Source organism: Kiloniella spongiae (assembly GCF_001026905.1).
Taxonomy (GTDB): Bacteria; Pseudomonadota; Alphaproteobacteria; order Kiloniellales; family Kiloniellaceae; genus Kiloniella; species Kiloniella spongiae.
The window spans coordinates 134662-149340 of the sequence record NZ_LAQL01000005.1; the positions used below are offsets into that span (position 1 = coordinate 134662).

Here is a 14679-nt window from a genome sequence, read left to right on the forward strand (position 1 = left end):
CAATTGACAGCAACTAGATTCCGGGATCAGACAAAGGGTTACAAGAACTTATTAAATGCCCTTTTGTGGCTGCATATCATCTGCATTGATACCAGCAACTTCAACAGGTTTTGTCATGGCATCACGACGGAAAGGTTCACCAAGTTCCTGATTGAGAATAACCTCAACAAAGGTTGTTACTCCATCCTTCTGGGCTTCGGTTGCTTCTTTCAATGTCGCGGTAAGCTCGCTCTGCGTATGAACGGTGACACCTTTCAAGCCACAACCTTCAGCTACTTTCGCATAGCTTAGGTGCGGATCCAGTTCTGTACCAACGAAGTTGTTGTCGTACCAAAGAGTCGTATTACGCTTCTCGGCACCCCATTGGTAGTTACGGAAAATAACCATCGTAATCGCAGGCCATTCGTCACGACCAACAGAAGTCATTTCGTTCATACTGATGCCAAAGGCACCATCACCGGCAAAACCAACAACAGGTGTATCAGGGCAACCAATTTTGGCACCGATGATTGACGGAAAACCATAGCCACAAGGTCCAAAAAGGCCCGGTGCAAGATATTTACGCCCCTTTTCAAACGTTGGGTAAGCATTACCGATTGCGCAGTTATTTCCAATATCACTGGAAATAATCGCATCCTGAGGAAGTCCTTCCTGAATAGCACGCCACGCCATACGCGGAGACATCCGGTCAGCATCCCGACGACGAGAATCTTCGTTCCAAGTTGTTCCCGGATCATCATCTTCGTGATCCATACTGCTAAGAGCCTGTAGCCATGATGACTTTGTGTGATGGATAAGCGCTTTGCGTTCTTCACGTCCACTATCACCAGCAGTTGGACTCAATTGAGACAGAATTTGTTGGGCAACCTGTTTAGCATCACCACAAATACCAACGGTTACTTTCTTGGTCAGACCAATACGATCCGAATTGATATCAACCTGAATAATGCTTGCGTCTTTTGGCCAATAATCAATGCCATATCCCGGCAGGGTAGAAAACGGATTAAGACGCGTTCCCAATGCCAAGACCACATCCGCTTTTGCAATAAGTTCCATCGCAGCCTTCGAGCCATTATACCCAAGAGGCCCTGCGGCCAAAGGATGACTACCCGGGAAGCTATCATTGTGCTGATATCCACTACATACCGGCGCATCAAGGCGTTCAGCCAGAGCTTGACAATCTGAAATCGCATTACCAATAACAACGCCTGCACCTGACAAAATAACTGGAAATTTAGCACCAGATAAAAGCTCTGCAGCTTTTGAGATTGCAGTTGCACCACCGGATGGGAGTTCAATATCAACCATCTGTGGAAGCTCAATATCAATAACCTGAGTCCAGAGATCACGTGGTACATTGATCTGGGCAGGTGCGGAACCTCTTTTTGCTTTTTGGATAACACGGTTCAAAACTTCGGCCATACGAGATGCGTCGCGCACTTCTTCCTGATAACAAACCATGTCCTTGAAGAGCGCCATTTGCTCAACTTCCTGGAAACCACCCTGCCCGATTGTTTTATTCGCAGCCTGAGGCGTCACCAAAAGCATTGGAGTATGGTTCCAGTAAGCCGTTTTAATCGGTGTTACAAACCCAGTAATACCAGGACCGTTCTGCGCAATACACATACCGATTTTTCCGGTTGTCCGTGTGTAACCGTCACAGATCATGCCGCCATTCGTTTCATGAGCAACATCCCAGAACTTGATACCCGCTTTGGGGAACAAGTCAGAGATTGGCATAAAAGCAGAGCCGATGATTCCAAAACCATGTTCAATACCGTGCATTTGCAAAACTTTTACAAAGGCTTCTTCTGTCGTCATCTTCATTGTTATCTATTCCTTATTTCAAAAATTATTCTCGTCATTTAAGAGAAAATTCTCAAAGGTACTGACCAAAGTCTTGATCAATTCCAGCCGTTTATATTGTTTCGACTTTTGCTTTTAGAGTTTTGCTTTTTCTTCAAGTTTTACAAACTAAAGATTTGGGCAAAACGCAGGCTCGTCCTGACATCAGAAAAGCAACTATTTTCTGTTTCACATAGGTCCAGATTCACCCATCAATGATACCAGATTTTTGCGAATCTTTTTACAGCAAACTGAAGCTCAGAAAATATGGGGTAAACCCTCCATAAATGCGGTCTTCGTACTCATGATCCGAAGATGATTATTTCAAAAAATTCACAGGGCTTGAGACTCGGTTCTGAAACACTGCAAACAAAAAAAGGGGCTGATCCGAAGATCAGCCCCGATATAGTTTCATTTAGGAGACGTGTTAAATCTATCCACAGATTTTGGATAAAGCATTATCAATCGCTGTGACAATTTCATCCAGTTCTTCTGTTGTACAAATCAATGCAGGGCTGAGACAAAGCGTATTATTAAACTCCCTGAAACTGCGATTGGTTGCCCCAATGATAACTCCTTGGGCCATACATTCACCGACAACAGCCTGCGTAATGCTTTCATCAACCGGTTGTTTTGTCTCTCGGTCAACCACCAGTTCCAATCCACAGAAAAGTCCCTTACCGCGGACATCACCGATAACCTCATGCTTTTCCTTAAGCTCATGAAGTTTTCCAAGAAGGTAATCACCCATCTTGGTTACATTATCGAGGAGGTTTTCATCTTCGATAATCCGCATATTTTCCAGCGCCGCCGCAGGACCAGCAGTACAACCACCAAAGGTGGAGATATCTCTGAAGAAACTCATTGGATCAGAAGGGTTGTTCTTGAATTGATCAAAGACTTCTTCCGTTGTCACCGTACAGGAAATTGCAGCGTAGCCAGAAGCAACACCCTTTGCCATGGTAACGATATCCGGCTTGATCCCATAATGCTGATAGCCAAACCATTTACCAGTCCGTCCCAGACCACAGACAACTTCGTCAATGTGCAACAGGATATCGTATTTTTTACAAATTTCCTGTACTTTTTCCCAGTAACCTTCTGGTGGTGTGATCACGCCACCGCCGGCCGTAATTGGTTCAAGTACCAAAGCACCGACCGTGTCCGGCCCTTCGCGCAAGATTACTTCTTCAATGGCAAGAGCTGCCTTTACACCATAATCACCATCATCTCCATATTGCGAACGATACTCGCAACAATGGGGAACTTCTACAAACCCAGGAGTAAAGGGCCCGTACTGATCTTTACGTTGTAACTGGCCAGTAGAACTGAGGGCGGTGATCGTCGTGCCATGATAATCACGATCCCTGTACAGAATTTTATGTTTCTTTCCGCCATATTTATTGTGCGCAATCTGACGCACGATCTTATAAGCTTTTTCGTTTGCTTCAGACCCTGAGTTTGAGAAATAAACTCGGCTCATTCCCGGCATTTTATCTATAAGAGCCTTGGCGAAGTTAGCGCCAGGAATAGAACCAGCCGAATTTGCAAAATAATTGAGTTTCACAAGCTGTTCACGCACGGCATCTGCAATCGTTTCCCGACCATAACCAACGTTAACAGTCCAGACACCGCCGGATACTGCATCAAGATATTTTTTCCCCTTGGCGTCCCAAACGTTCATCCCCTTACCTTCGATGATAACAAGGGGGTCAACGGTTTCATAACGTTTGTGCTGGCTGATGTGATGCCATACATGAGCCCGGTCATTCTCAATGACCTCGCTAAAATCGTTCATTTGTTCGGTTAATGTCATGATTCACTTCCAACACTAAAGGGTCTTAGCTATTCCAACAAATAGAACCAGTCCGATAATCTGGTCTGGTAATCCAGTCGGATCACTAAATAGACGTTTTCGTTAATTGAAGTGTCACCGCGTTTTCATAACCGCGATAGTTCCAGTTGAACCAAATTGATAAAACCACCTGAACCAGAAGTCACAAATTGGTGAGTCCAGATTTTACCATCCATAGAGCCTTATGTGGTAACATGCTAGGATAAGATATAAATCGCTGTGATTCTTCCATGGCTTACCGTAGAATTTTAAGATAGTTCACGTACATAAAATTCTTGATATGAATGACTACAGGGGAAAGGCCTATGATGCCAACAACCGTACATAGCATTTCTAAATATACAGTGCAGATCTTGAACACCAAATCTACCGCTGATAAACCTAAATCACAGATAATCATCAGATTATTGAACGAAAAAGGTAAAGACTGCGGGCTTGCTGTATTCAAAGACTATGGCGATCAAAACGCCCAGAACCCTTATGGCGACCATAAAAAAGGAACAGCCACAGCCTATTTCGATATAAAGCATTATCAGGCATTTATTGAGATTCTTAGAATGGAAAAAGAGCTTTATTGGAAAATTGCATGGCAGCAAACCGGACCAACAAAATCCGTTTCTGATGTTTCACTCGACACAAAAGAAGAAATTATCGGCGAACACTTTGGGAATGGCGGCGCCTAAACCTATTCAAGGCCTAACAAGGTCAATAAAAATGGCGGTAAAGTTAAAACTTTACCGCCATTTTTTTTAACTGAAACGTTTTAACTCAAGCTAGCTACACAGGTGCCATACCTTTATCAGCAATATCAGCAGCTCTTTTTGCAGCTTCAGCAGCAAGTGCTTCCCGTTTCATTTCTCTACGCCGATAGATTTCATGGGTAACAGCCCCAACCAACGTAATGCAGACAATCACAACAGCCAGAGCACTTAACGATGGGTTGGTTCCCAGTCTAACTTTACCAGCCAAAACGGTTGTCAAAGTACTTTCCGCCTGAATGGTAAACAGGGTCGTATTGTAGTTTTCGAAACTGGTTAGAAAAGCCAGGAAGGCTGCTGATCCAATAGCAGGCCTAAGGAAGGGAATAAGGATCTTCCAAAACACCTGAACATTTGTTGCCCCGAGATCGAGCGCAGCTTCTTCCTGCGTGCGATCAAAGCGTTGCAACCTGGAAAGGAAAATCAACATGCAATAAGCAGAAATGAAAGTTGATTGTCCGATAACTGACAGGAAAATACCGCTGTAGAAAACAGAGTCATAATCCGCATCTACCCAAACACCTAATCGATCCCAGAAAACCAATGTTGAAATCCCCAAGATAACACCCGGTGTTAATAGCGGGGATACAACAATCATGTAATAGATTGATTGTGCTTTCTTATGAACCTGTGACATTAGCAAAGCCGCCGCCAAACCGATAGGAACAGCCAAGCAAACAACGCCTAACCCGATCCAGAGCGAGTTCTTGATGCCTTTTATCATATCCTTATCATTGGCGAGAACCGAGAACCACTTCATTGTTAATTCATCAATCGGTATCGCTGTCGGGAAAGTGGGGGAGTTAAAAGCAGTTACCCCCATCAAGATCAACGGACCAAAAAGATACAAGAAGAACATCGCGATATAAAATCGCACCATGTACTTCTGAATAAGATCAGAGGTCATTTCGCAAGCTCCCCTAAATTAACTTTGAAGAATTTCATCACTGCCAAAACAAAGATGATGCAGGAGAAGAGCAAAACAAATGCATAGGCAGACCCACGTGACCAGTCACCACCAGTAAAGAACCAATCATAGATAATCTGCGTAAACCAAAGACTGCTTGGTCCCCCCAGTATTTGGGGAACAGCCAGAGCACCCGCCGAGAGCATGAAAACCATGGTACAACCAGAAGCGATACCAGGTTTTGCATAGGGGATAACTACGCGATAGTGAATGCGCCACCACGGCGATCCCAAATCTCTGGCCGCCTCAATCTGATTGTGATCAAGACTTTCAATCGCATTATAAATCGGGAAGACCATCAACAGGATATAGGCATAACTTAGACCCGCGTACATCGCAATATCTGCTTTGATGAAGTCAATGGGTTCATCAAGAATACCCATTCCCATCAAAACAACATTTATCACACCACTGGAACCAAAAAGAATTCGGAAAGCAAAAGCCCTTAGAATTTCATTGACCCAAAACGGCAGGATCAAAGCAATCAAAAACAACCGTGTCGTGCCACCCTTGGTGCTTTGAGCAAGATAGTAAGCAATTGGATAACAGAGCAAAAATGCCAATAACGTTACACCAACAGATGCAAGTATGGTTTTAAGGAAAATTTGCAGATGGAGTAAATTAAAGAGATTTTCGTCACTATCACGCCCAAAAATAAGATAAGAATAATTTTTGAGTGTATAGGCTTCAGGGTCACCCCCAATAGCTCCATCCCTAAACGAGAAATCCACCATATAAAGCTGGGGGGCAACAATCATTAAGCCAACCCAGATAAATACGGCACCAAGTAGGTAGGTAGAAACCAGCACGCCATTCTTTTTGACGAAAGTGATCTGTCGCAAATTTGCCCATACTGTATCGGTATTCTTTTGCAGCATAGGCGCGACAAGAAGAGCCAGAACAACGGCGAGAAATACGGACAGGAAATCACTCATCAGCTAAATCTCCTTCTGGCAACACAATTGCCCGATTTACTTCAAAGCAAATCTTTGCCGTATCGCCGACTTTCAAATGCGTGCCTTTGCCCTCATTACTCACAGAGAAGGATATGCGTTTTTCTGTATCCCCTTCCATATGAATATGGATCGAAGGTCCCTCGAACTCTTCGGCAAGGATCGTACTTTCGATAACATTTTCAGCAGGTGTCGTATCGTTACCTTCAACAAGAGAAAGTGCCTCTGGTCGTACGAATAGAATGGCGGAATCACCCACGCTCATATCCTGTGTATTACGACCTCGGAGCAGACCAAACTTGTTTTGAATTTGAGCATACTCACCGTCGACCTTAACAACCTTGCCATAGAAGGGATTATTTTCGCCAACAAATGAAGCAACAAATGCTGTCTCTGGCTCATTATAAATTGTACTACCGTCACCCACCTGCTCAATAACACCCGCAGACATAACAGCAATTCGATCAGACATGGTCAGGGCTTCGCCTTGGTCATGTGTAATGTAAATAAAGGTAATACCCACGCGCTGTTGAATATTTCTCAACTCGCTACGCATATGCTGACGCAGTTTCAAATCCAAGGCAGATAAAGGCTCATCAAGAAGCAGAACTTCTGGCTCAACAGCTAACGCACGGGCAATTGCCACACGTTGCTTTTGCCCCCCGGACAGTTCCGAGACCATTTTATCTCCTTGTCCAGACAAGGCAATGAGATCGAGAAGTTCCTCGGCCCGGCGACGGCGTTCAATGTACTTGACCCCTTCGACTTCCAGGCCAAAGGCGATGTTATCAGCCACTGACATCAGTGGAAAAAGAGCCAAATTCTGAAAAATCAATGCCGTAGGACGTTTGTTCGGGCCAATGCCCCGCATATCACTTCCGTTGATACGGATCGTTCCTTCGGTCGGTTCGTTAAAGCCCGATACCGCACGTAGGATAGTTGTTTTTCCGCAACCGGACGGGCCAAGAAAACTGAAAAACTCACCCTTTCGAATTGCCAGATTTGCATCGTCAACGGCGGTAAAATCACCGAAACGAATTGTTACATGTTCTAAATCTACACCTGAGCTCATGAGGACCCCACGACCACTCTCTCGGGAAAGGTAACGTCCCGAAATTTATTATTTTAAAGATGAAGAGGAGCACAGAGAATTCTGTGCTCCCTTATCGAACTCAATTACAGATTAAGCTGCGACAAATTTATCGCGGAACTCTGTACGAAGCTGTGCATACCAAGTTGGCTCAGCAGGCCAAGCAAAGAGGTTGTCCAAGGAATCACCCGGATATGCTTCTGCAAAGTTCTTTTTGGATTGCTCAGTGAGATGGGCATCAGCACCAACCACGGCAGAATTATAACCAGTCAGGTTTGCTGTCAGTCCACCATTTTCAGGGCGGAATGAGAATTCAAGGAATGCATAGACTTGATCAATATTCTTCGCACCTTTCGGCATTGCAAGACCATCAACCCAAGCCAACGCACCTTCTTTCGGCGCCTGATACTGAACCGGGTTTCCTTCACCCTTCAGCGCAAGAATAGGACCATCCCAAGTTTGCCCCATGATAACATCTTCCTGCATCAAACCATTTTTCTGGCCATCAGCATCGTTCCAGAATTTTTTGACGTTTGCTTTCCGATCAATACAAAATTTGGTGATCTTGGACCACACGTCTTTCATGTCGTCTTCGCTATTATAGGCGCGTTTCACGTCGCCCGGCGCAAGCTCTCCGATGGTTTCCATGTAAAGACCCGCGCCCAACATCATCGAATGGGGACGACCCATCATTGTGTTTTCACCGCCATCTTTCCAAAGGTCACCATAGCTAGGAACACCGCCTTCTGGTGTCCATTTATCGGTACGCCATGCAACAGCTTCTGTTCCCCATAGCTGAGGAAGCCAATGAGATCCTTTCCCCGCAAAGTTCCAGTCAGTTTCACCAACTTTGGCCATTGCTGCATTAACGCGATCAATCTTAACTTTATTCATATCGAAAGGCTGCAGCAGATTGAGTGGCTCCCACTGTTGCGCACGCATATTTGTCGGCGAAATAACATCAAAACCACGGCCACGTGTCGCACGAAGTTTATTGATAATTTCTTCGTTAGATCCAATACCCGTGTGATTGATTGTAATTCCGGTTTCTTTCTTGAACGCTTCCTTAAATTCTTCAGGAAGGTAATCGGACCACATCATCACATTTAGCTCTCCTGAAGAGGAAAGCGCATTTTTGATGAATGCAGGTGCAGCCAATGTTGAAGCACCGGCAATCGCAGCACCCTTTAGAACTTTACGACGGCTTACTGTAGTTTTCTTAAGTATTGTCATTTTTTTCTCCCATACTCCTTCATTTTATCAACGAGGAGGGTCCCTGTTCACAGACCAGAACTTACGATATTAGGCAGTTCATGGCTGCTCTTAATATTTATGACTTTGACTTTAGTTAAGATTGATTTTAAAGGAAAAATTTTCCTTGGCACCTCCTGATGTAAAATTTACAAATGCGCTAAATAACTGGCTTTTCTCAAAACCATAAAATCGATTATACGTTGGGGAAGACAAGAGCCGCATAAGCGCTGAGAAGAAGCGGGCAAACCATAAAGCAGGATAAGTATTTTTCTTGATTAAAGCGCCTGCCTTCATCAAGAAAGTCCCCGAATGACATTTTGCTCCTGGGCAAAACCCATTTTTTGCTCCCCATACATAATCATTCACGTTAACCGGAACAACTTGTTGTACTTAATCAATCAGTTGAATTGATTTCAGAATTACCATCAAAATCAATTCGATCATTGATCATTATTATTATCATGTTAGGAACCAGCATTCTGCACTAAGGTATTGAGACTGGCACCAACAACGATAAAACGGTTTAAGTACTCATTCTATCTCAGTTCATTAAGAACCAAAAAGAGAACATAAAAGAAGTAATCTTATTAAGAGCTACGAAAACCAAAATACACCATTTCGGTGATTATTCCTAAATCTATTTACAAAAACGATGTATTTACATCTAAAAAGATTTGGAGAACCATTTGATAATTATGTCTAAAATTCTCTTTCAGATTTGACGACCTTACCAGTTCCATCTTATCTCGTTTCGTCGCTCTAATTAAAAATACTCCTCAATATTTCCTGATAATACGGTAAATGAATTAGCTGTGGATTATAGTACCAACAGGAAAAACTATATGAGTCCAACTTTATGATTTTCGTCATAAATTAGGCTAAGAACAAAGGCCTTGTATCTATTTACGTATCTCAAGCATAAAATCGTCAACTTCTTTGGATAAAGACAAAAGCTCTGCTGTCAATTGTTCAGAAGAATTAAGAACAACCCCGGCTGCCTGTCCTGTTTCTTCTGAAGCGCGCATAACATCACTGATGTTTTTAGAAACTTTGCTGGTTCCGTCCGCAGCCAATCTGACATTGCGAGACATTTCACTCGTCGCTGACGTTTGCTCTGTTACTGCCGCAGCAATACCAGCCGTAATTTCATCAACATTGCCAACCGCTTTGGTAACCTTTGTAATTGCATCCGCAGCAACACTTACCGTGTCTCTGATTGTGGTAACCTGAGAAGAAATATCGTCCGTCGCAGTTCCAGTTTGCGTGGCCAGATTTTTAACTTCGGATGCAACAACGGCAAACCCCTTACCTGCATCCCCTGCTCTTGCTGCTTCAATCGTTGCATTCAGCGCCAGTAAATTCGTCTGATCTGCAATTTCACTAATCAGATCAACAACTGCACCGATTTTTTCTGCAGCCTCAGAAAGACTATCCACAGCTCTGTTTGTCGCCTGGGCATCAGTGCTCACTTCTCTTGAAGCTGTTGCAGCCATTGCTGTCTGACGACTGATTTCTTCAATAGAAGCCGTTAATTCCTCAGATGCTGCAGCGACAGATTCTACATTTATAGAAACATCCGAAGAAGCTTCTGAGGCTTGCGATGATTGGTTTTGCGCCTGAGTTGCCGTTGCATTCATTTCCTGTGCAGTCTGCCCCAGTTGGGAAACTGACGTTTGAACACTGGAAACAATTCCTTTCACCCGAATATTAAACTGATCAGCAAGTGCATCCATATCTTCTTTGCGCTTTTGTTCTGCAACTGTCTTTGCTTCTTCTCGTTCTTTGCGCAAGCGTTCAACATGTTGCGCGTTCTCTTTGAAGACGTTCAACGCGCTAGCCATTTCACCTATTTCGTCCTGTTGACCTGTCGGCACTTCAACGGACAAATCCCCTTCGGAAATTTCTTTCATTGCCTCAGATAGCGAAACCAACCGGGAAATAATCATTTTGCTGATAACAAAATACATAACAGCAGCAGCAAGCGTAATTGAGATACCCAAAATAACTAAAAGCCATATCTTGCCTTCGGTAATTGCATTGTTAGACAGGGAAACAGAAGTAATCGCGCCTTCTTCAGCAGAGCTGGCAATTTTATCCACCAAATCTTTTAGTTTCTGAGAAAGCTCTGCGTTATTGGCTAAAAGTTGGCCTGAGTTCTTATTTTCCGAAATTTGGTCAATTCGTAGAGAGAAGACATTCTCTTCCCCTAACAAAAGAATATCCAGTTTCTTGGTCAGCTCTCTAATTTTAATCGCTTCTTGAGAAATATCATCATTGATAAGAGAGATGTTATCCTTGTTCCTTCTCGCAGCTTCTTTGATATTTTTCTGCGCCGCTTCAATGAGTTCTTGTTCCTGATATGTCGCGACTTCAGCTAACAGAGAAAAAATCTGATTGGTATCTACTTGCAACGAAGAAGACACCTGACTTCTCGTGACTGATATCAAAATTTCGATGAGCTGATTGGTTACATCAGTGCTTCCAAAAGAAGCATCAATTGTATCTTCAACGGTTTTACGAGCGGCGTCTTGATAGGGACCAACAATACCATCGAACTCATGCTTGGTTGACAGAAGTTCCGCCATCAATGCCTGGCTCCGAGTATTAATATCCAGCTGTTGAGCGACTGAAGAATTCAACCCGGACAAATTCGCTTTCAATTCTTCGGATGCGTTTTCAAGAAGCTTACTCGTTTCTTGATCAAAACCACTTTCATTTAAAGCCACTATTAAATTATCAAGCGATGCTTCTTTTGCCTGAAGGGAAGCATAGACATCATTCTTGTCCTTTTGTGATTTTACCGTCATGAGAACCGGCGCTGACGAGGCTATGTTGGTTGCAGTTTCCGATAGCTCCAGAGCAATCGACATTTGCGGAATACTTTTCTTAGATATTTGATCAAACGCGCTACTGACACCATTAAAAGACAACCACCCGACCAGGCTGGCTAACAAGGTTGTGGAAACAATGCAGCCAACAGCCAGCATCAATTTCGTTTTAACCTTTAAAACCGGCTTATCACCTAACTTTTCCTCATTATAACCTGACGTTTCTTCGACAATATCGTCCTCTTCGATCGGCGTATTAACATCCGTATCAGACACATCTCTCTCCTGTCAGGCTCTATAAACCACTAAAGGGCAACATTATTTGGGGATGGCCGCACTCTAAATAGGACCAATTCAATATATTAATGAGTCCAACCCATAAGCATGCTATGCTTTCAGGAAAGATAGCCTAGATTAGCACCCAATAATTTAAAGATATTTAATTCACGGTTTGACCACAGGCCTAGCTTCAAGGGGAATAAGAATTGGCGAGCGATATACTTTTCCATCTAGAAAAGAAGAGCAGAGAGTCTCTTCAAAGTCAGCTTCGCCGTGCTATTCTAAATGCTATCTTGAACAGCACCTTACCCGCCGGGTTCAAGTTACCATCCAGTAGAAAACTGGCCAATGATTTGGGGGTTTCGCGCAATACTGCTATTCTGGTTTATCAAGGACTGACGGATGATGGATACCTTGTCACACGGGAACGTAGTGGTATTTTTGTAAATGAAGAGTTTGTGGAAGGTTTAGAACAATCCAAACTCTCTCAAAAAGAAACCAGAGCAATAGAACATAATGATCTGGAAAAACCAGATTGGACCAATCGTTTTTTCCTGCGTCCGTCTGAGCGTCATTATCTCAACCTACCCAAAGATTGGCGAGATACACCCTTTCCCTTTGTATATGGACAGCCCGACAAACGTCTGTTCCCACTGACCGCATGGCGTGAGTGTAGCAGACTTGCCTTAAGTACTCGGGATATGGCGGACTGGATCCACGATGATAAAATTTACGATGATCCCCAACTCATTGAACAGATAAGAACCAGATTACTACCCGCCCGCGGTATACATGTTTCCAGTGACCAGATCCTGGTTACTTTGGGCGGTCAAAATGCACTTTACTTGCTTGCAGGGTTACTTGTTCGACAGAACACACGCGTTGGCATTGAAAATCCGGGTTATCCCGATGCAAAAAATATCATGCAGTTGTTCACAAATGACATCGCCCCAATTCCTGTGGATGAAAAAGGGTTGATTGTCGATGAACATTTGGATGACTGTAATTATGTTTTTGTAACACCAAGCCACCAATGCCCGACAACAATTACCATGCCCCTTTCCCGGCGAAATCGTCTTTTGGAAAAAGCCAGTGAACAAGATTTCCTCATTATCGAAGATGACTATGAGAACGAGATCAATTATTTCAAATCAGCAAGTCCCGCACTAAAAGCGTTAGATACAAGTGACCGGGTTATCTATACCAGTAGCCTCTCTAAAACGCTTTTTCCAGGCTTACGCATTGGATACATCGTCGCGGCCCCGGAACTCATAGAAGAACTGAAGTTTTACCGCAGACTTGTTGTTCGTTATACCCCAAGTAACAATCAACGTACTGTGGCACTTTTTCTTTCGCTGGGATATTACGATAGCCTTATCTATAGCTTGCGCCGCAAATGGCACAACAGATGGAATTCCGTTCACAAAGCATTAAAAACTTATATTCCGGAATGTAGCTATTCCCATTCTTCAGGGGGAACATCATACTGGATTAAAATCCCCGAAGGCATAAGTGCAAACCAACTCGTCAAAGAAGCTTACAAAGATGGTGTATTAATTGAATCTGGCATGCCTTTCTTTCTGGAATCTCCTGCTCCAGATACGCATATTCGTATCGGATTTACGTCTATTGAGAATGCAAAAATAGAACCTGGCATCAAGCGATTGGGCAAAACGATTGATCGAATGCTCAAAGAGAAAAATACTCCGGGAAAATAACGCTAACCGCCATATAACAATCAATAAATTCTTGGACTCCTGCTGGACTCATCGAATGGGTCCAAATGGAGCTATCCCCACTCCTTAAGACTAGAAAGAATTACCTCGGAACTTTTTCCAATCGATCAATGATCATATCTGCTCAAATTTCGTCAGAGTAAAATCAGTTAATCGACTGGAATTATTTAACAAACGAGGAATAATTCATGTTGAGTCAGCAGCCAATAGAATGCCCCAATGCATTGCTTCATAATGCTGCTCAATACGCACCAGCGCGAACAGCGATTGTTAATGCGACCAGTGCCATTGCCATCGAAAGTGCCTATCTGGCACAAAAAGCAGGATTGGTAGAACCCGTCCTTGTTGGTGATAAAGCAATAATTTCTCAATTATCCAAAGACATGGGATGGGACCTGTCAAAAATAGAAATTCATCACGCTGCGGATGAAGAAGATGCTGCTCAGAAATCTGTTCATCTCGCTCGAACAGGAAAAGTAAACGCGATTATGAAAGGCCAGATCCACACAGATATCTTTATGAAAGCTATTGTCAATCGTGATACCGGCCTTAGAACCGGAAGACGTCTATCGCACGCATTTTATATGTCTGTTCCGGGCTCAGACCGAACCATGATTATCACAGATGCAGCCGTTAACATTGCCCCGGACCTAAAAACCAAACAGGCAATCATTCAAAACTCAGTTGAAATGATGCACGCGCTTGGCAATAAAAAACCAAAAGTCGCAATCCTCTCGGCAACAGAAGAAGTAAATCCACAGATGCCGTCCAGTACAGACGCCGCAACTTTAACAGAATGGGCAAAAGATGAAATTCTGGATGCCTTTGTTTTTGGCCCTATGGCTTTGGATAATGCGATCTCTCCAGAGGCGGCGCGAATAAAAGGTATTGATAATCCGGTTGCCGGAAAGGCAGACATTTTGGTGGTTCCCAATATCGAAACCGGAAACGCCATGTTCAAGCAACTTGTATACTGTGACAGTGCCTGTGCCGCCGGAATTGTGCTGGGGGCAAGTGTTCCGATTGTTTTAACCAGCCGTGCCGATCCTCCTGCAGCACGCCTCGCGTCTATGGCACTCGCAGCAATTGTTGCACATATTACGTAAATTATTTG

11 protein-coding genes are annotated in these 14679 nt (G+C 43.6%); 3 read left to right on the top strand and 8 right to left on the bottom strand.

Annotated features, from left to right (window positions below; genetic code table 11):
- Positions 1–51: 51 nt before the first annotated feature.
- Both xsc and WH96_RS08385 read right to left on the bottom strand, forming a co-directional pair.
- A complete protein-coding gene (xsc, locus tag WH96_RS08380) occupies positions 52–1827 on the bottom strand; it encodes a sulfoacetaldehyde acetyltransferase (protein WP_047763715.1) in 1776 nt (591 codons plus the stop codon).
- Between the two features lie 451 nt (positions 1828–2278).
- On the bottom strand, positions 2279–3661 hold the full coding sequence (locus tag WH96_RS08385) for an aminotransferase family protein (protein ID WP_047763716.1): 1383 nt from the start codon (positions 3659–3661) through the stop codon (positions 2279–2281).
- A gap of 344 nt (positions 3662–4005) precedes the next feature.
- On the opposite strand from WH96_RS08385, the gene WH96_RS08390 reads away from it, so the two are divergent.
- Complete coding sequence (locus WH96_RS08390) at positions 4006–4383, top strand: hypothetical protein (protein ID WP_047763717.1); 378 nt, start codon at positions 4006–4008, stop codon at positions 4381–4383.
- A gap of 94 nt (positions 4384–4477) precedes the next feature.
- Here WH96_RS08390 and WH96_RS08395 read toward each other — a convergent pair whose 3' ends face one another.
- The 6 genes from WH96_RS08395 to WH96_RS21290 form a co-directional block, all read right to left on the bottom strand.
- On the bottom strand, positions 4478–5365 hold the full coding sequence (locus WH96_RS08395) for an ABC transporter permease (RefSeq protein ID WP_047763718.1): 888 nt from the start codon (positions 5363–5365) through the stop codon (positions 4478–4480).
- Complete coding sequence (locus WH96_RS08400) at positions 5362–6360, bottom strand: ABC transporter permease (protein WP_204248156.1); 999 nt, start codon at positions 6358–6360, stop codon at positions 5362–5364. The genes WH96_RS08395 and WH96_RS08400 overlap by 4 nt, the downstream gene beginning before the upstream one ends.
- Positions 6353–7450 (bottom strand): ABC transporter ATP-binding protein, encoded by a 1098-nt coding sequence (locus tag WH96_RS08405; RefSeq protein ID WP_047763719.1) that lies wholly within the window; start codon positions 7448–7450, stop codon positions 6353–6355. The genes WH96_RS08400 and WH96_RS08405 overlap by 8 nt, the downstream gene beginning before the upstream one ends.
- A gap of 111 nt (positions 7451–7561) precedes the next feature.
- On the bottom strand, positions 7562–8701 hold the full coding sequence (locus WH96_RS08410; protein WP_047763720.1) for an extracellular solute-binding protein: 1140 nt from the start codon (positions 8699–8701) through the stop codon (positions 7562–7564).
- A 111-nt stretch (positions 8702–8812) separates the two neighbouring features.
- Positions 8813–9088: a hypothetical protein gene (locus WH96_RS08415; RefSeq protein WP_162200135.1), complete on the bottom strand. Its 276-nt coding sequence runs from the start codon at positions 9086–9088 to the stop codon at positions 8813–8815.
- A gap of 533 nt (positions 9089–9621) precedes the next feature.
- Positions 9622–11826, bottom strand: a complete 2205-nt coding sequence (locus WH96_RS21290) for a HAMP domain-containing methyl-accepting chemotaxis protein (protein WP_053005779.1) — start codon at positions 11824–11826, stop codon at positions 9622–9624.
- A gap of 209 nt (positions 11827–12035) precedes the next feature.
- Here WH96_RS21290 and pdxR point away from each other — a divergent pair, with 209 nt between their 5' ends.
- Both pdxR and WH96_RS08430 read left to right on the top strand, forming a co-directional pair.
- Positions 12036–13547, top strand: a complete 1512-nt coding sequence (gene pdxR / locus WH96_RS08425; RefSeq protein WP_047763722.1) for a MocR-like pyridoxine biosynthesis transcription factor PdxR — start codon at positions 12036–12038, stop codon at positions 13545–13547.
- A 206-nt stretch (positions 13548–13753) separates the two neighbouring features.
- Complete coding sequence (locus WH96_RS08430) at positions 13754–14671, top strand: bifunctional enoyl-CoA hydratase/phosphate acetyltransferase (protein ID WP_047763723.1); 918 nt, start codon at positions 13754–13756, stop codon at positions 14669–14671.
- Positions 14672–14679: the final 8 nt, after the last annotated feature.

Bases quoted from the DNA above. Each gene is read 5' to 3' on its own strand.
- WH96_RS08405 (WP_047763719.1), bottom strand. From the start codon at position 7,450: ATGAGCTCAGGTGTAGATTTAGAACATGTAACAATTCGTTTCGGTGAT.
- WH96_RS08385 (WP_047763716.1), bottom strand. From the start codon at position 3,661: ATGACATTAACCGAACAAATGAACGATTTTAGCGAGGTCATTGAGAAT.
- WH96_RS08410 (WP_047763720.1), bottom strand. From the start codon at position 8,701: ATGACAATACTTAAGAAAACTACAGTAAGCCGTCGTAAAGTTCTAAAG.
- WH96_RS08400 (WP_204248156.1), bottom strand. From the start codon at position 6,360: ATGAGTGATTTCCTGTCCGTATTTCTCGCCGTTGTTCTGGCTCTTCTT.
- xsc (WP_047763715.1), bottom strand. From the start codon at position 1,827: ATGAAGATGACGACAGAAGAAGCCTTTGTAAAAGTTTTGCAAATGCAC.
- WH96_RS08430 (WP_047763723.1), top strand. From the start codon at position 13,754: ATGTTGAGTCAGCAGCCAATAGAATGCCCCAATGCATTGCTTCATAAT.
- WH96_RS08395 (WP_047763718.1), bottom strand. From the start codon at position 5,365: ATGACCTCTGATCTTATTCAGAAGTACATGGTGCGATTTTATATCGCG.
- WH96_RS08390 (WP_047763717.1), top strand. From the start codon at position 4,006: ATGATGCCAACAACCGTACATAGCATTTCTAAATATACAGTGCAGATC.